Genomic DNA, 16,449 nt, shown 5'->3' with positions numbered 1-16,449 from the left:
GGATCTAGTCGTCGTCCTTCGAGCGGGGTGTGTCTGATCCATTGTCCTTCACGTCGATGAGACGTTCGACCGCTTCGGCCGTCTCGTCCGTGTGGCTCGTGCTGAGACCGGCCGTCGCGGCCTCCATCAGCGCGATCTCCTCGTCCAGCATCGGATCGCGTTCCCGCCGCTGCTTCTCGGGCTTCTTGCGGATGATCCTCGCCCCGATCCTCTCGGAGTTCGCCGCCAGCAGCGGGCCGATGATCGACATGACCAGCACGTAGAGGCCGGCGAACGGGGTGATGCGGTCGTCGAGTCCGGCGCCGACGGACAGGGTGGCCAGGATGAGGGCGAACTCGCCGCGGTTCTGCAGGATGACCGCCGCATTGATGCCGGCCTGCACCCCGAGGCCGTTGATGCGCGCCACGAACTGCCCGGCGGCCACGTTCAGGATGATCGTCATCACGATCGCGATGACGACGGGGAGCAGCACCGACGGGAACTCGCCGACGTCCATCGCGAGGCCGAAGTTCAGGAAGAAGAAGGCGCCGAAGACGTCGCGCAGCGGCAGGGCGATGTGCTCGATCTTGTTGCGGAAGCGGGTGGCTCCGAGCACGAGGCCGATGAGGAAGGCGCCGATCGCATCCGTCACCCCGAGAACCTCGCCGATACCGCCAAACATGACGGCCAGGCCGAAGAACAGGATGGTGAAGAGCTCGTCGTCCTTGGTGCGGAAGAGGCGGCCGACGAACTTGCCTCCCCAACGCGCGACGCTGAACATGATCACGAGGAACGCGAAGGCGATGCCGAGCTTCATGAGGATGGGACCGATGTCGGTCTCGCCGCTCAGCACGACGGAAACTATCGCCAGGTAGATGGCGATGAAGATGTCCTCCACGACGGTCACGCCGAGGATCATCGGCGTCTCGCGGTTGGGCAGGCGTTTGAGCTCGATCAGCAGCTTCGTGACGATGGCGCTCGACGACGTCGCCGTCATCCCGGCGATCACCAGGGCCTCGCGCGGGCCCCACCCGACCATGAAGCCGAACAGGAGACCGGCGCCCATGTTGAGCACGATGTACGAGCCGCCCGAGATCAGCAGCTTGCCCGCATTGCCGAAGAACTCGTCCTGGTCGAACTCGAGGCCGAGGTTGAACAGCAGCATGATGAGCCCGAAGACGGCGATGAGCTCGATGTAGTGGTTCTCGAAGTTGAGCGGGAACCACCCGGTGTTCGGACTGGCCAGGAGCCCGACGATCATGTAGATCGGGATGGTCGGCAGTCCGACCATCTTTCCCAGGCGTCCGAGCGCGTACGCGACGATCAGCAGGATGCCGAGCGTGATGAGTTCTGGGCCGAAGTGCATGGCTCAGCCTCCGGGCGGCGCGTCGGTGGCCGACGTGGCGGCGCGGCTCCCGGAGCGGAAGTAGGCGAAGGCCTTGAGGACCTTGTCCGGCGCACCGGCCACCACGAGGGTGTCACCGGGGAAGACCTTGAAGTCCGGAGCCGGAGCCGGGTTCGCCGACTCGCCGCGCACGACGGCCACGACGGTGAGACCGGCGACGCCGGCATCGGCCGGGTCGCCCAGCGGTTGCCCGGCGATGTGGTCGTCGTAATCGACGGTGAACCAGTCGATCGACAGTCCCGGGATCTGGTCGAGTGCCGTGAGGGTCTCGGTGATCTGCGTGCCGCCGAGCAGCTCGGCGAGGGTGTGAGCCTCGTCTTCACTCAGGCGCAGAGACACCTTCTCGGCGTCGTTCTCCTCGTCCGAGAACGTGACGAGGTCGCTGTGGCCGGACCGGTGGGCGATCACGCCGACCTTGCCGCCATCGTCGGTTATGAAGGTGTGCAACACCCCGACCCCGGGGAGCTTGACGCGCCGAACATCGACCATGGCTGGAACTCCGTACGTCTCGGGGACAGTCCTTCCACCCTAACAAGAGCCCTCTGCAGGCCCGAATCCGCCCGCCTTCCGCCTGCTCCGCGCCCACCCTCGCCTGCGTCCGGCCCTTCGCGCCACTTCTTGGGCCTGTGCGCCACATGAGGTGGCGCACGGGCCCACAAGATGGCGCAGGATTCACGGCTGCGGTCATGCACGCGCTCCCCGTCGTTGACGGTTTCAGCCGGGAGGTCTTCCTGCTGTCACCGACGACGTCGGGTCGCCGGCGCAACGGTGTCGTCGAGTTCGGGCGACGTGGCACCGTCGACCTCGTCGAGATCGACGGGGTGGTCGTGACCGCCGTGCCGGACACCCTCATCGACGTGGCACGGACACGATCCCTCCTGCAGGCCCTCGTGATGGCGGATGCCGCACTCCGAGTCGACCGGTTCGGCGACCGACCGCCCCTGTGCACCCCGGAGCAGCTGCGGTCGGCCTTCGCGCGACGCCTCCCCTTCCCCGGCAGCAGGCGTGTGCTCGCCGTGCTCGACCGCTCTACGACGCAGGCCGAGAGCCCGCTCGAGACACTGAGCCGTCTGCGTATCGAAGAGCTCGGCTTCCCTGCTCCGATGTTGCAGTATCCGGTCACCCTTCCATCCGGATCGACCGTCTACCTCGATCTGGCCTGGCCCGAGCACAGGGCGTGGGGCGAGGCCGACGGCGACGGCAAGTACCTCGGAGTGCTGACCGACCCCGATGATCACCGGAATCCTGGGCAGATCGTGATCGCTGAGAAGAAGCGCGAGCGCGCTGTGCAGTCAGCCCTCCGCTGGGACTGCGGAAGATGGGACTGGGCCGAGGCTTGGCACGGTGCGCCGCTCGCCGCGAAGCTTCTCGCCCTCGGCCTTCCGCGCGCGCCTCATCGCAGACGCCCGCGAGCCACCACCCCCACGCCATTTCGTGGGCATGTGCGCCCCATCAGGTGGCGCACACCCACACGAAATGGCGCGCGGCGGGGAGGGCCCGCGCTACGGCGTCATGATGTCGGGCGCTTCGAGCCTCACGCGGTCGGCCGACTCGTCGTCGGGCTGCTCCTGCGACTGGCGCTCGGCGGCCACGCGCTTGAGGTAGTTCGCCACCTCGCGCTCCTGACGCTCCTTGTCCCAGCCGAGCACCCCGCCCATGAGCTTGGCCGCCACAGGAGCTGCGGAGACTCCGCGGTCCCAGGCCTCGATCGAGATGCGGGTGCGTCGGGCGAGCACGTCCTCGAGGTGCAGAGCGCCCTCGTGGGATGCGGCGTAGACCACCTCGGCTCCCAGGTAGTCGTCCGCGCCCGGCAGCGGCTCCCCGAGGGAGGCGTCGCCGCGGATCAGGTCGAGCAGTTCGTCGGTCAGGGTGCCGTACCGGTTCAGCAGGTGCTCGATGCGCACGGTGTGCACGCCGAAGGCCTTGGCGATCTTGCGACGCTTGTTCCAGGCTGCCCAGTAGCCCTCGGCTCCGAGCAGCGGGATCTCCTGGGTGGTCGACGGCGGCACGCGTCCGTCGAGAGCATCCGCAGCCGCATCAATGGCGTCCTTCGCCATGATGCGATACGTGGTCCACTTGCCACCGGCGATCACGACGAGACCGGGAACGCTGTGGCCGACCAGGTGCTCGCGGGAGAGCTTCGAGGTCTGCTCGCTCTCTCCGGCGAGGAGGGGGCGCAGGCCCGCGTATACGCCCTCGACGTCCTCCCGGGTGAGCTGCGTGGCCAGCACACTGTTGACGTGCTCGAGCAGGTAGTCGATGTCGGCCGCCGTTGCTGCCGGATGCGCCTTGTCGAGGTTCCAGTCGGTGTCCGTCGTGCCGATGAGCCAGTGCCTGCCCCACGGGATGACGAACAGAACACTCTTCTCGGTGCGCAGCAGCAGTCCCATCGAGGACTGGAAGCGGTCGCGAGGAACGACCAGGTGGATGCCCTTCGACGCACGCACCTTGAAGGTTCCGCGCTCGCCCACCATGCGCTGGGTGTCGTCCGTCCAGACGCCCGTCGCGTTCACGACCTGCTTGGCCCGCACCTCGAAGCGCTCTCCGGTCTGCAGGTCGTGGGCGTGCACGCCGATGACGCGCTGGCCGACCTTGATGAATCCCTCCACCTTGACGCGGGTGGCCACGTGAGCGCCGTAGAACGAGGCGGTGCGACCGAGCGATGACACGTAGCGCGCGTCGTCGACCTGGGCGTCGTAGTAGGTGATGCCGCCGACGAGGGCGTCATTCGAGAGCGACGGGATGGCGCGCATCACCTGCCTCTTCGAGAGGTGACGGTGGTGCGGGACCCCGGGCGGGCGTCCGCCGCTGTAGCTGAAGATGTCGTACAGCAGCATGCCGGCGCCGATGTAGCAGCGCTCGATCACGCGCTTCTTGAGCGGGTACAGGAAGCGCACCGGCTTCACCAAGTGCGGCGCGATGCGCTGCAGCAGCAGTCCGCGCTCCATGAGCGCCTCCCGCACCAGCCTGAAGTCGAGCTGTTCCAGGTACCGGATGCCGCCGTGCACGAGCTTCGACGACCGACTGGACGTTCCCGACGCCCAGTCGCGCTGCTCGAGCAACCCGACGCTGAGCCCACGCGTGACGGCGTCGAGCGCAGCTCCGGCCCCCACGATCCCGCCGCCGACCACGAGGATGTCGAGCTCCCGCTCCTTCATCCTCGTCAGAGCGGCCGCGCGTTCCTCAGGGCCGAGCTTGGACGATCGGCTGACGTTGTTCGTAGATGCCATCATTGGCCTCCCTGAGGCGAGTCGTTACTTCGACGTTAGTTGCCCTGATACGGCGCGACAACAACCTCGACCCGCTGGAACTCCTTGAGGTCCGAGTATCCGGTCGTGGCCATCGAGCGACGCAGCGCCCCGACGAGGTTCGCCGTGCCTTCGGCGACGGGGGCCGGTCCGTAGAGGATCTCCTCGAGCGGGGCGATGGTGCCGACCTGAACGCGATTGCCGCGCGGAAGCTTGGAGTGGTGCGACTCGGCACCCCAGTGGTAACCGCCACCGGGGGCATCCGTCGCCCGTGCCAGGGTCGACCCGAGCATCACGGCGTCGGCGCCGCAGGCGATCGCCTTGACGATGTCGCCGCTGGTCCCGAGGCCCCCGTCGGCGATGACGTGCACGTAGCGTCCGCCCGATTCGTCGAGGTAGTCGCGGCGAGCGCCGGCGACGTCGGCGACGGCCGTGGCCATCGGGGCGTGGATGCCGAGTGCTGCGCGGGTGGTGGATGCGGCTCCCCCGCCGAAGCCGACGAGCACGCCGGCGGCGCCGGTGCGCATGAGGTGCAGGGCCGCCGTGTAGGTAGCTGCACCGCCCACGATGACCGGAACGTCGAGCTCGTAGATGAACTTCTTGAGGTTGAGCGGCTCGGTGCTCTTCGAGACGTGCTCGGCCGACACCGTGGTGCCGCGGATGACGAACAGGTCGACACCCGCGGCGACGACGGTCTCGTAGAGCTCCTGCGTGCGCTGGGGCGACAGGGCGCCGGCCACGGTGACGCCGGCGGAGCGGATCTCGGCGAGGCGCTCGGTCACGAGCTCCGGCTTGATCGGTGCCGAGTAGATCTCCTGCATGCGGCGCGTGGCCTGGTCCTGCGGGAGGGTGCGGATCTCGGCGAGCAGGGGCTCGGGGTCCTCGTACCGCGTCCAGACGCCCTCGAGGTCGAGCACGCCGAGGCCGCCGAGCTGACCCATCATGATGGCCGTCGTCGGCGAGACCACGGAGTCCATCGGAGCCGCGAGGAACGGGATGTCGAACTGGTACGCGTCGATCGACCAGGTCACCGACACGTCTTCAGGGTCGCGGGTGCGCCGGCTCGGCACGATGGCGACGTCGTCGAACGCATACACACGGCGGCCGCGCTTGGCGCGACCGATCTCGATTTCCATACTCACGTGCTCCAGCCTACTGCCGAGCCAGCAGGGGCTTCCGGATGCCGCAGGCTCAGCGGGCCCGCGCCACCCGGGCCTCGTCCCAGACGGGCTGATCCGACTCGTAGACCTCGCCGTCGCCGCCGAAGACGAGGTAGCGGTCGAAGCCGCGAGCGAACCAGCGGTCGTGGGTGACGGCGAGCACGGTGCCGTCGAAGGCGGCCAGCCCCTCCTCGAGCGCCTCGGCCGAGACCAGGTCGAGGTTGTCTGTCGGCTCGTCGAGCAGCAGCAGGGTCGCGCCCGAGAGCTCGAGCAGCAGGATCTGCATCCGCGCCTGCTGGCCGCCCGAGAGCGACTCGAAGTTCTGCTGTGCCGAGCGCACCAGTCCGTAGCGGTCGAGCGCCGAGCTCGCGGCCTCGCGCGGCAGGCCGGTGCGCCCCTCGTCGCCGCGATGGAGGATGTCGAGCAGGGTGCGGCCGGCCAGCTCGGGGTGGTGGTGCGTCTGGGCGAACCAGCCGGGCACCACGCGGGCGCCGAGTACGGCACGACCGGTGTGGGGTACCGGCGCGAGCTCCTGACCGATGCTGGTCACGTGGCCGAGCATCCGGTCGGGTTCGGTTCCGCCGCGGGCGAGCGCGCGCAGGAAGTGCGACTTGCCCGATCCGTTCGATCCGAGCACGGCCACCCTCTCGCCGTACCAGACCTCCAGGTCGAAGGGCCGCATGAGCCCGGTGAGCTCGAGCCGCTCGCAGACGACGGCGCGCTTTCCCGTGCGCGCCCCGCGGAGGCGCATCGAGACGTCCTGGGCGGGTGGTCGCTCCTCGGGCGGCCCCGCCTCCTCGAACTTGCGCAGCCGCGTCTGCGCGGCCTGGTAGCGGGAGGCCATGCCGTCGTTGTACGTCGCCTTGGTCTTGAGGGTCTGCACCAGGGTGCGGAGCTTCGCGTGCTCCTCGTCCCAGCGCCGGCGCAGCTCGTCGAGCCTGTCCATGCGGGCGTCGCGCGCCTCGTGGTAGTCGCCGAAGCCGCCGCCGTGCACCCACACGGTGTTTCCGGCACCACCGAGTTCGACGGTCAGGATGCGGTCGGCGGCGCGCGCGAGCAGCTCCCGGTCGTGCGAGACCAGCAGCACGGTCTTGCGGGTCGCCCTCAGCTGTTCCTCGAGCCAGCGCTTGCCCGGCACGTCGAGGTAGTTGTCGGGCTCGTCGAGCAGCAGCACCTCCTCCGGGCCGCGGAAGAGCGCCTCGAGGGCGAGCCGCTTCTGCTCACCGCCCGAGAGCGAGGTGACGTCGCGATAGCGGGCACGCTCCCACGGGATGCCGAGGGCGGCCATGGTGCAGGTGTCCCAGACGGTCTCCTGGTCGTAGCCGCCGGCATCCGCGTAATCCGCGAGGGCCGTGGCGTACCGCATCTGGGTCGCGGTGTCGTCGTGCTCGATGAGCGCGTTCTCGCTGGCCTCGAGCTCGAGTGCCGCGCCTCGGACCCGCTGCGGGGCGACGGAGACCAGCAGGTCGTGCACGGTCCCGGATGCAGCATGCCCGACGAACTGGTCCATCACGCCGAGCCCGCCGGCCAGCGACACGACTCCGGAATCCGGAACCAGCTCGCGACGGATGATGCGCAGCAGCGTCGACTTGCCGGCGCCGTTCGCACCGATGAGAGCACCCGTGACGCCCTCGCCGACACGGAAGGAGACCGCATCGAGCAGGGGCCTGCCGTCGGGAAGGGTGAAGGAGACGTCGCTGACGTCGATGTAGCCCATGAGCTTCGAGTTCCTCGTGATCGCCTGAGCCCGACGGAAGCGGGCGCCGCGGGTGGGCAGCCGATCAGGATACACCGAGATGTCGCCATCGGAGCGGGCCGCCGCAGAAGGCCCCCTGCTGTCGGACGGATGCGGCAAGCTGGAGCCATGACGAGGATCGACGCCGAACCCCTCCACAGCCTCCGCGGGCGCACCAGCGAGAAGTGGCGCACGCACCCCGCCGACGTGCTGCCGCTCACCGTCGCCGAGATGGACTTCCCGCTGGCGCCGCCCATCACCGCGGCCCTGCATGCCGCAGTCGAGCGCTCGGACACGGGCTACGTCTACACCAGCCTCGCCGTGGCGACGGCCTTCGCCGGATTCGCCCGCGACCGCTGGGGTTGGGAGGTCGACCCGAACAGGGTCACCAGCACGGCCGACGTGAGCCTCGGCATCGTCGAGGTGCTGCGTCAGGTCACGGAGCCCGGCGACGGAGTGATCATCACTCCCCCGGTCTATCCGCCGTTCTTCGAGCTGGCCCCCGAGGCGTCGGCTCGCATCGTCGGCATCCCGCTCCTCGGCGGGATCGAAGACGGCTGGCGGCTCGACCTCGACGGCATCGATGCTGCATTCGCGGCTGGCGCGCGGGCGATGGTGCTCTGCAACCCGCACAATCCCGTCGGGCTCTGCCACACGGCCGACGACCTGCGCACCCTCGCCGACATCGCGCAGCGGCACGGGGCCACCATCGTCAGCGACGAGATCCACAATGCCCTGCTGCGGGAGGGTGCCGCGTACTCGCCATTCCTGTCGGTGTCGGATGCCGCCCGCGAGGTGGGCATCGCCGTCACCTCGGCGAGCAAGGCGTTCAACGTCGCCGGCCTCAAGTGCGCTCTCGTCATCACGGCGAGCGACCGCGGCGACGCCGTCCGCGCGGCCTTCCCCATCGAGGTGCAGTGGCGAACGGGGCTGTTCGGGGAGATCGCGAGCATCGCGGCCTTCTCGGCCGGCGGCGCCTGGCTCGACGGGGTGCGTGAGACCCTCGACGCCAACGCGAAGATGCTCGGCGAACTGCTCGCCGAGAAACTTCCCGGCGTGCGCTATCGCATCCCCGACGCCACCTACCTGGCCTGGCTCGACCTCTCGGCACTCGGCTGGGGCGACGACCCCGCCGCGCACGCTCTCGAGCACGCGAAGGTTGCCCTCGCGAACGGCCCGGAGTTCGGCGCCGAGCAGGGCCGCGGTCATGCGCGACTCAACTTCGGCACCTCTCCCGAGATCATCATCGAGGCGATCGACCGGCTGGCGGCGCTGGCGGCCCGCGACCTCCCGCCCGGTCGCTGAGGGCCCGACGCAGTCCGCGGCCGAAGCGCGCAGCCGTATCGACACCACTCCTCCGTGGCGGAGCCCGCAGCGGGCTCACGCATCACCTCGCGATGGCAGGCTGTCGCGGCACGCTCGAAAACCCAGGCGCGTTTTCGGAGCTGCGGCTACCGCCTTTCTGAAGGTCAGCGCGTGTAGTTCGGGGCCTCGACCACGATCTGCACGTCGTGCGGGTGCGACTCCTTGAGACCGGCGGGCGTGATGCGCACGAACTTGCCCTTGGCCTTCAGCTCCTCGACGGTGCGAGCTCCGACGTAGAACATCGACTGACGGAGCCCGCCGATGAGCTGGTAGGCCACGGCCGAGAGCGGACCGCGGAACGGGACCTGGCCTTCGATGCCCTCGGGAATGAGCTTGTCGTCGCTCGGCACGTCGGCCTGGAAGTAGCGGTCCTTCGAGTACGAGGTCTTCTTGCCTCGCGTCTGCAGCGCACCCAGCGATCCCATGCCGCGGTAGGTCTTGAACTGCTTGCCGTTCTGGAAGATGAGCTCACCGGGGCTCTCGGCGGTTCCGGCGAGGAGGGATCCCAGCATCACCGTGTCTGCGCCGGCGACGAGCGCCTTGGCGATGTCGCCCGAGTACTGCAGGCCGCCGTCGGCGATGAGCGGGACACCGGCGGGGCGCGTGGCCTTCGACGCCTCGTAGATCGCCGTGATCTGCGGCACGCCGACGCCGGCGACGACGCGAGTGGTGCAGATGGAGCCCGGCCCGACGCCGACCTTCACGGCATCGGCTCCGGCATCCACCAAGGCCTGGGCACCCTCACGCGTCGCGACATTGCCGCCGATGACGTCGATGTGGGCGAACGTGGGGTCGGTCTTGATGCGGCGGATGATGTCGAGCACGCCGGCGCTCTCGCCGTTGGCCGTGTCGACCACGAGCACGTCGACTCCGGCGTCACGCAGGGCCTCGGCGCGCTCCCACGCGTCGCCGAAGAAGCCCATGGCCGCCCCGACGCGCAGGCGCCCCTCGGAGTCCTTGGTGGCGTTGGGGTACTGCTCGCTCTTGTCGAAGTCCTTCACCGTGATGAGGCCGGTCAGGTAGCCGTCCTCATCGACGAGGGGGAGCTTCTCGACCTTGTGCTTGGCGAAGATGGCGAGAGCCTCGTCGGGGTTCATGCCGACGCGGCCGGTGATGAGCGGCATGTTCGTCATGACCTCGCTCACCCTCGTCGAGGACTTCTCGAAGTCGGCGACGAACCTGATGTCGCGGTTCGAGATGATGCCGACGAGCTTGCCGGCCTCGTCCACGACGGGCAGTCCGCTCACGCGGTACGTCGCGCAGAGGGCGTCGACGTCGGCGACGGAGGCATCCGGAGTCGTCGTCACGGGGTTCGACACCATGCCGGACTCACTGCGCTTGACCCGGTCGACCATCTCGGCCTGGTCGGCGATCGAGAGATTGCGATGAAGGATGCCGATACCGCCCTGACGGGCCATGGCGATGGCCATGCGCGCCTCCGTCACGGTGTCCATCGCGGCCGAGAGCAGCGGTGTCGCGACGTCGATGCGTCGGGTCAGCTGCGAGCGCGTGTCCGCGTCGCTCGGGATCACGTCGGTGTGTCCGGGCAGGAGCAGCACGTCGTCGTAGGTCAGACCGATGAAGCCGAAGGGATCGTGCTCGCCCATCTCGAAATTCCTTTACAGAGTCCAGATCGTTATGAAGCCGCAATCCACGATGATCCGACCAGTTGATCAATGTTAAGCGAGTTTGCGCCTCAGGCATTCCACCCGACACAATCACTCAGCGTCGACAACCACATTCGCGAAACACATAGGACATAATCAGCACGTACTGTCGACAAAGTTGTTGTCAGGATTGACCTAGGAGCCACCACCGGCACGACCGGTGCGGCACCCCCCATGGAGGTTCAGTGAATTCCACTGATACGGCTCGTCGGCGATCACCGAGAACTCTCGTGATCCTCGTCGGTCTCTTGTTCGCATTTCTCACATTGAGCGCATTCAACGCCTCACCAGCCCACGCGGACGAGGTGGGCACCGAGTACGACTACACGTTCGTCGGCAACGTCCAGTTCGACCAGGAGCCGCTGGAGGGCGTGGAGATCACGGTCTCCGGCAACGGCTACACGGCGACGGTGGCGACTGATGCCGACGGCAAGTGGAAGATCGGGGTTCCCGAGAAGGCGTCGTACAAGATCACCCTCGACGAGGACACGCTTCCCAAGGGCGTCGTCGTCGCGAAGGGCGGTGCGACCATCGAGGCCGAGTTCGCCCTCACCGCGACGAAGGCCGTCAACTTCTTCCTCGGTGAGGGGCAGCGCGTCACGACGAGCTTCTTCGACCAGTTCGTGCAGCGCGTCGTCAACGGCCTCAACTTCGGACTGCTCCTGGCGCTGGCCGCGATCGGCGTCTCGCTGATCTTCGGCACGACCGGCCTGTCGAACTTCGCGCACGCTGAGATGATCACCTTCGGTGCCCTCATGACGCTCACCTTCGGCGTCGACCTGGCCTGGCCGCTCTGGATCGCGATCATCATCGCCCTGGTGCTGAGCGCAGGCCTCGGCTGGACGCTCGATGCGATGATCTGGAAACCGCTGCGCAGGAAGGGCGTCGGCATCATCCAGCTCATGATCGTGAGCATCGGACTCTCCCTCGCCCTGCGCTACGTGTACCAGTTCTTCTACGGAGGAGCCACGCAGCAACTGCCCGGCGCGACCCTGCCGAGCGACATCCGCTTCGGCGCAGTCGCCCTCTCGTGGGTCGATGTGGCCAGCATGATCATCTGCGTCGTGGTTCTGCTCGGCGTCGCGTACTTCCTGTTGCGCACGCGCATCGGAAAGGCCACACGCGCCGTGTCGGACAACCCGAGCCTCGCCTCGGCCAGCGGCATCGACGTCGACAGGGTCATCCGTATCGTCTGGGTGCTCGGCGGACTGCTCGCCGGCCTCTCCGGCATCCTGTACGCCTACGCCCGTCCGGGCGTGAGCTGGGACATGGGCTTCCAGATCCTGCTGCTCGTCTTCGCCGCCGTGACCCTCGGCGGTCTCGGCACGGCGTTCGGCGCCCTGGTCGGATCGATCATCGTCGGTCTCTTCACGGAGCTCACGACCCTGTGGCTCCCGTCCGATCTCAAGTACGTGGGAGCACTCATCGTCCTGATCCTCATCCTGCTGTTCCGACCGCAGGGCATCCTGGGTCGCAAAGAGAGAATCGGTTAGGGGGCAGGCACATGATCGACTGGATTCAGATCTTCTCCAATGCCTCGCAGGAGCTCATCAGCCCGACGACGGCTGCATACGCACTCGCAGCGCTCGGCCTCGCCATCCACTTCGGATACACAGGCCTGCTGAACTTCGGGCAGGCGGGCTTCATGGCCCTCGGCGCCTACGGCTACGCCATCTCGATCCTCACCTTCGGCTTCCCCGTGTGGGCGGCCGTGCTGGTGGGAGTCGGGGCCTCGGTGGTCTTCGCGCTCATCCTCGGTATTCCGACTCTGCGACTGCGGGCCGACTACCTCGCCATCGTCACGATCGCGGCAGCCGAGATCCTGCGACTGCTCTTCACCACGGGAACGTGGGAGTCCGTCACCGGTTCCGCCAGCGGCCTGCAGGGGTACAAGGGCAGCTTCGGCGCTCTCAACCCGTTCACCTTCGAGGGGACTGTCGGCTTCGGGCCGTTCCAGTACAACGCCTACGACTGGTGGATCCGTCTCGTCGGCTGGACCGTCGTGATCGTCGCGGGCATCCTCACCTGGCTCATCATGCGCAGCCCCTGGGGCCGGGTCATCAAGGGCATCCGTGAGGACGAGGACGCCGTGCGCGCCCTCGGCAAGAACGTGTACTCGTACAAGATGCAGAGCCTCGTTCTCGGTGGCGTCTTCGGAACCCTCGCCGGCATGATCTTCGTGCTCCCGCGTGCAGTGGTCCCGGCGAACTACCAGACGTCGCTCACCTTCTTCATCTACGCGATCCTGCTGCTCGGTGGCGCCGCCACCATCCTCGGACCGATCATCGGCTCGATGATCTTCTGGGTGCTGCTGTCGTTCTTCTCGGGCTTCATCGCCCGAGCCGTGGAGGCCGGCTGGCTGCCCTTCATGTCCCAGGTGCAGGCTGGTCAGCTGCGCTTCATCCTCGTCGGAGTCGCGATCATGTTGATCGTGATCTTCAGACCACAGGGCATCTTCGGAAACAAGAAGGAGTTGGCCTTTGTCAAGTGACACGACCCCAACAGTCACCCCGGTCAAGACGACCGGCCTGCACATCGGCGATGCCGTCCCGGGAGTCCGCAAGGTCGACCCGATCATCATCGCCGACGGTGTGCGACGCACCTTCGGCGGCCTGACAGCCGTCGACGTCGACCACGTCGAGATCCCCCGCGGCGCCATCACGGCCCTCATCGGGCCCAACGGCGCGGGCAAGACGACCTTCTTCAACCTGCTGACGGGCTTCGACAAGCCGGATGCGGGTGTGTGGGAGTTCGACGGCAAGCCGCTGCAGCGCGTGCCCGCCTACCGCGTGGCCCGCATGGGACTCATCCGCACCTTCCAGCTGACGAAGTCGCTCGGTCTCCTCACTGTGCTCGACAACATGAAGCTCGGCGCGAAGGGACAGACCGGCGAGAACCTGTTCCGCTCCGTCCTGCCGTTCCTGTGGCGCAAGCAGGAGGACGAGATCACGGTCAAGGCCGATGAGCTGCTCGCCCGCTTCAAGCTCGATGCCAAGCGCGAGGACTACGCCGCCAGCCTCTCCGGTGGACAGCGCAAGCTCCTCGAGATGGCTCGGGCGCTCATGAGCGATCCGACGCTGGTCATGCTCGACGAGCCGATGGCCGGCGTGAACCCGGCGCTCACGCAGTCGCTGCTCGACCACATCCTGGGCCTCAAGGACCAGGGCATGACTGTGCTCTTCGTCGAGCACGACATGCACATGGTCCGCCACATCGCCGACTGGGTGATCGTGATGGCCGAGGGCAAGGTCGTCGCAGAAGGCGATCCGCACACCGTCATGGCCAACCCAGCCGTCATCGACGCCTACCTCGGGTCGCACCACGATTCCGACCTGGGCGAGACCGACACCGAGCACGTCGAAGTCCTGAAGGAGCTCATCGATGACGAACAGTAGTCCAGCAGCCCCCGCCGCCCCCGCACCCGTCGGCGAGCTCGTCGTCGATGTGCGCAGCGTCACAGCCGGATACCTGCCCGGGGTGAACATCCTCAACGACTGCTCGCTGCAGGCGCGTCAGGGTGAGCTCATCGGCATCATCGGCCCGAACGGCGCCGGCAAGTCGACCCTGCTGAAGTCGATCTTCGGCCTCGTGAAGGTTCGCGAGGGCGGCATCTTCCTGCAGGGCGAGGAGATCACCAACCTCAAGGCGAACAAGCTGGTCGCCAAGGGCGTCGGCTTCGTTCCGCAGACGAACAACGTGTTCCCGTCGCTCACCATCCAGGAGAACCTGGAGATGGGCATGTACCAGAAGCCCAAAGGCCTCAAGGAGCGCCTCGAGTTCGTGACGGAGATCTTCCCCGAACTCGGACGCCGCCTCACGCAGCGCGCCGGTTCGCTCTCGGGCGGCGAGCGCCAGATGGTGGCCATGTCGCGCGCACTCATGATGGGGCCGCACATCCTGCTGCTCGACGAGCCGAGCGCCGGACTCTCCCCCGTGCGCCAGGACGAGGCATTCCTGCGCGTCAAGGAGATCAACAAGGCCGGCGTGACGACCATCATGGTCGAGCAGAACGCTCGACGCTGCCTGCAGATCTGCGACCGCGGCTACGTGCTCGACCAGGGCAAGGACGCGTACACGGGCACAGGCCGCGAGCTGCTGAACGACCCCAAGGTCATCGGACTCTACCTCGGCACGCTCGGCGAGTAGCGCTCAGCAGAACACGGGAAGAGGGGCGGATGCTGCGGCATCCGCCCCTCTTCCCGTTGTGCGTTCCGACACTTCCCGTTGTGCGTTCCGACACGGATCGAAGGGCCGAGCCACGGAGGGCGGTCACACCGCCATGGACGCCATGCTGACGCCCGCTGCGGGCATGATCACGCAGGGCCGGACCTTGCGTTGCACTCTGATCGATCCAGGCTCGCCCCGGCCCGCGTATCGTCCATCCCCGGGAGAGCGGACCCTCTCACCGTCGGAATGAGAAAAGGGCCCCGGCCGAAGCCGGGACCCTTCCTTCAGTAGCGACGCCTAGTTGATGCGCGTGTACTTGTTGTCGGCTCCGTACTCGTAGACACCGATGGTGGCTTCGGTCGGGTCGCCGTTCTCGTCGAACGTGACGGGGCCGGAGGCGCCGTCGTAGTCGATCTGCTTGCCCTCGGCGAGGAGCTTCGCGCCCTCTTCGAAGGTGGTGACCTTGGTGCCGTCGCCGGTACCGCCCGAGACCTGCTGGAGGTACTTCGAGATCTCGGTGCCGTCGGTGCTGTTGGCCGCGTAGGCAGCCAGAGCGATGAGGACGGCGGCGTCGTACGACTCGGGTCCGTAGCTGAAGTCGGTCAGGGCCGGGTCTGCGGTGAGCAGGCGCTCCCTGAAGTCGTCCTCGAGCTTGGGGCCGGGGAGCGTACCCTTCGATCCGGCGATGAGGCCGGGAGCGAAGTCGGCGCTGTAGTCGGCGAGGTTTCCATCGACGAAGTACAGCTTGTCACCGGGGTAGCCGGATCCGACGAGAGCAGGCACGACGACCTTGGCCTCGTCGAACGTGATGACGGCAACGGCGTCGGGCTTCGCGGCGGAGATCGCCGAGAGCTGAGCGTCGAAGTTGGAGTCACCGGTGTTGAACTGCTGCTCGACGACGACCTCCCCGCCGGCGGCCTCGAAGGCCTCCTGCGTGGCCTTGGCCAGGCCGGTGCCGTAGGGGTCGTTCAGCACGAGGAGACCGAGGGTGGAGTTGCCGTCCTCGGCGATCTGCGTGCCGAGAACCTCTCCCTGGAGCAGGTCGGAGGGAGCCGTACGGAAGTACAGGCCCTTGTCCTCGTAGGTCGTGAAGTCGGGCGACGTGTTCGCCGGCGAGAACTGCACGACACCGGCGCCGGTGATCTGGTCGATGACAGTGAAGGAGACACCCGAGGACGCCGCACCGACGATGGCCGAAACATCCTGCGAGAGGAGGTCGGTCACCGAGACGGTGGCGGTGTCGGTCGTGGTGTCACCCGAGTCGCGGTAGATGACCTCGAGATTGAGGCCCGATGCTGCGTCGTTGACCTCGGTCGCGCCGAGCTTGACGCCGGCCTCCTCGGGCGGGCCGAGGAAGGCGAGGGTGCCGGACTGCGGCAGGATCGTGCCGATCTTCAGATCGAGGGCACGGTCACCGGCCTTGATGGGCAGGGCGTCGCCGGCCGCGGCCGTCTCGGAAGCGGACGGGCTGGCCGCCTCGCCGCCACCACTGCTGCACGCGGTCAGTAGGAGAGCGCTGACGCCGACGAGGGCGGCTCCGCTCAATACTGCCCGGGCAGAGCGCGAGGCCTTGGCCTTCGCGAATACGCTCATGTTGCTCCTTGGGACTTAGGAATGTGTACACAGATGGCAGTCCGGAAGACTGCCGTGCTGCCACAGTATTGGGCGATCATGGACCGGACAAGCCAACTTGGTCACAGTGCGGTAAAACCGTCCAAATTGT

The 16,449-nt window shown here is 67.5% G+C and carries 12 protein-coding genes; 5 read left to right on the top strand and 7 right to left on the bottom strand.

All coding sequences use genetic code 11. From position 1 onward, the window contains the following. Window positions 1–4 precede the first annotated feature (4 nt). The 5 genes from AADV74_RS16540 to AADV74_RS16520 all read right to left on the bottom strand — a co-directional run bounded on the left by AADV74_RS16540 (window position 5) and on the right by AADV74_RS16520 (window position 7,509). Window positions 5–1,345 carry a cation:proton antiporter gene (locus tag AADV74_RS16540; protein WP_342116234.1) on the bottom strand — a complete coding sequence of 447 codons (1,341 nt, stop codon included), beginning with the start codon at window positions 1,343–1,345 and terminating at the stop codon, window positions 5–7. A 3-nt stretch (window positions 1,346–1,348) separates the two neighbouring features. After that, complete coding sequence (locus AADV74_RS16535) at window positions 1,349–1,873, bottom strand: cation:proton antiporter regulatory subunit (protein WP_342116232.1); 525 nt, start codon at window positions 1,871–1,873, stop codon at window positions 1,349–1,351. A 1,013-nt stretch (window positions 1,874–2,886) separates the two neighbouring features. Further along, window positions 2,887–4,614 carry a glycerol-3-phosphate dehydrogenase/oxidase gene (locus AADV74_RS16530; protein WP_342116230.1) on the bottom strand — a complete coding sequence of 576 codons (1,728 nt, stop codon included), beginning with the start codon at window positions 4,612–4,614 and terminating at the stop codon, window positions 2,887–2,889. Between the two features lie 35 nt (window positions 4,615–4,649). Next, window positions 4,650–5,768, bottom strand: a complete 1,119-nt coding sequence (locus tag AADV74_RS16525) for a GuaB3 family IMP dehydrogenase-related protein (protein WP_056165852.1) — start codon at window positions 5,766–5,768, stop codon at window positions 4,650–4,652. A gap of 55 nt (window positions 5,769–5,823) precedes the next feature. Continuing rightward, entirely contained in the window at window positions 5,824–7,509 is a 1,686-nt protein-coding gene (locus AADV74_RS16520) for an ABC-F family ATP-binding cassette domain-containing protein (RefSeq protein WP_342116417.1), read from the bottom strand. 147 nt (window positions 7,510–7,656) lie between these two features. On the opposite strand from AADV74_RS16520, the gene AADV74_RS16515 reads away from it, so the two are divergent. Next, complete coding sequence (locus AADV74_RS16515) at window positions 7,657–8,832, top strand: MalY/PatB family protein (RefSeq protein WP_342116228.1); 1,176 nt, start codon at window positions 7,657–7,659, stop codon at window positions 8,830–8,832. 164 nt (window positions 8,833–8,996) lie between these two features. On the opposite strand, the gene guaB is transcribed toward AADV74_RS16515, so the two are convergent. After that, complete coding sequence (gene guaB / locus AADV74_RS16510) at window positions 8,997–10,499, bottom strand: IMP dehydrogenase (protein WP_342116226.1); 1,503 nt, start codon at window positions 10,497–10,499, stop codon at window positions 8,997–8,999. Window positions 10,500–10,792: 293 nt separating this feature from the next. On the opposite strand from guaB, the gene AADV74_RS16505 reads away from it, so the two are divergent. From AADV74_RS16505 to AADV74_RS16490, 4 genes are read left to right on the top strand one after another with little or no spacing between them, the layout of a single operon-like run. Further along, window positions 10,793–12,052 carry a branched-chain amino acid ABC transporter permease gene (locus AADV74_RS16505; protein ID WP_425287315.1) on the top strand — a complete coding sequence of 420 codons (1,260 nt, stop codon included), beginning with the start codon at window positions 10,793–10,795 and terminating at the stop codon, window positions 12,050–12,052. Between the two features lie 14 nt (window positions 12,053–12,066). Continuing rightward, a complete protein-coding gene (locus tag AADV74_RS16500) occupies window positions 12,067–13,050 on the top strand; it encodes a branched-chain amino acid ABC transporter permease (RefSeq protein ID WP_342116414.1) in 984 nt (327 codons plus the stop codon). Next, window positions 13,040–13,954, top strand: coding sequence for an ABC transporter ATP-binding protein (locus AADV74_RS16495; RefSeq protein WP_342116221.1), 915 nt, complete (start codon window positions 13,040–13,042; stop codon window positions 13,952–13,954). Before AADV74_RS16500 ends, AADV74_RS16495 begins: the two co-directional genes overlap by 11 nt. Beyond that, a complete protein-coding gene (locus AADV74_RS16490; protein WP_055821236.1) occupies window positions 13,941–14,705 on the top strand; it encodes an ABC transporter ATP-binding protein in 765 nt (254 codons plus the stop codon). The genes AADV74_RS16495 and AADV74_RS16490 overlap by 14 nt, the downstream gene beginning before the upstream one ends. Window positions 14,706–15,023: 318 nt before the next feature. Here AADV74_RS16490 and AADV74_RS16485 read toward each other — a convergent pair whose 3' ends face one another. After that, complete coding sequence (locus tag AADV74_RS16485; RefSeq protein WP_342116218.1) at window positions 15,024–16,319, bottom strand: ABC transporter substrate-binding protein; 1,296 nt, start codon at window positions 16,317–16,319, stop codon at window positions 15,024–15,026. Between the last annotated feature and the right edge of the window lie 130 nt (window positions 16,320–16,449).

The organism is Leifsonia stereocauli, assembly GCF_038432415.1.
GTDB lineage: Bacteria > Actinomycetota > Actinomycetes > Actinomycetales > Microbacteriaceae > Orlajensenia > Orlajensenia stereocauli.
The sequence above is the reverse complement of the archived record's forward strand: the minus strand, read 5'-3'. Positions and strand labels throughout refer to the sequence as shown.

What these genes read in the sequence shown, in the direction of transcription:
- AADV74_RS16540 (WP_342116234.1), bottom strand. Translation starts at nt 1,345, where the DNA reads ATGCACTTCGGCCCAGAACTCATCACGCTCGGCATCCTGCTGATCGTC.
- AADV74_RS16535 (WP_342116232.1), bottom strand. Translation starts at nt 1,873, where the DNA reads ATGGTCGATGTTCGGCGCGTCAAGCTCCCCGGGGTCGGGGTGTTGCAC.
- AADV74_RS16530 (WP_342116230.1), bottom strand. Translation starts at nt 4,614, where the DNA reads ATGGCATCTACGAACAACGTCAGCCGATCGTCCAAGCTCGGCCCTGAG.
- AADV74_RS16525 (WP_056165852.1), bottom strand. Translation starts at nt 5,768, where the DNA reads ATGGAAATCGAGATCGGTCGCGCCAAGCGCGGCCGCCGTGTGTATGCG.
- AADV74_RS16520 (WP_342116417.1), bottom strand. Translation starts at nt 7,509, where the DNA reads ATGGGCTACATCGACGTCAGCGACGTCTCCTTCACCCTTCCCGACGGC.
- AADV74_RS16515 (WP_342116228.1), top strand. Translation starts at nt 7,657, where the DNA reads ATGACGAGGATCGACGCCGAACCCCTCCACAGCCTCCGCGGGCGCACC.
- guaB (WP_342116226.1), bottom strand. Translation starts at nt 10,499, where the DNA reads ATGGGCGAGCACGATCCCTTCGGCTTCATCGGTCTGACCTACGACGAC.
- AADV74_RS16490 (WP_055821236.1), top strand. Translation starts at nt 13,941, where the DNA reads ATGACGAACAGTAGTCCAGCAGCCCCCGCCGCCCCCGCACCCGTCGGC.
- AADV74_RS16485 (WP_342116218.1), bottom strand. Translation starts at nt 16,319, where the DNA reads ATGAGCGTATTCGCGAAGGCCAAGGCCTCGCGCTCTGCCCGGGCAGTA.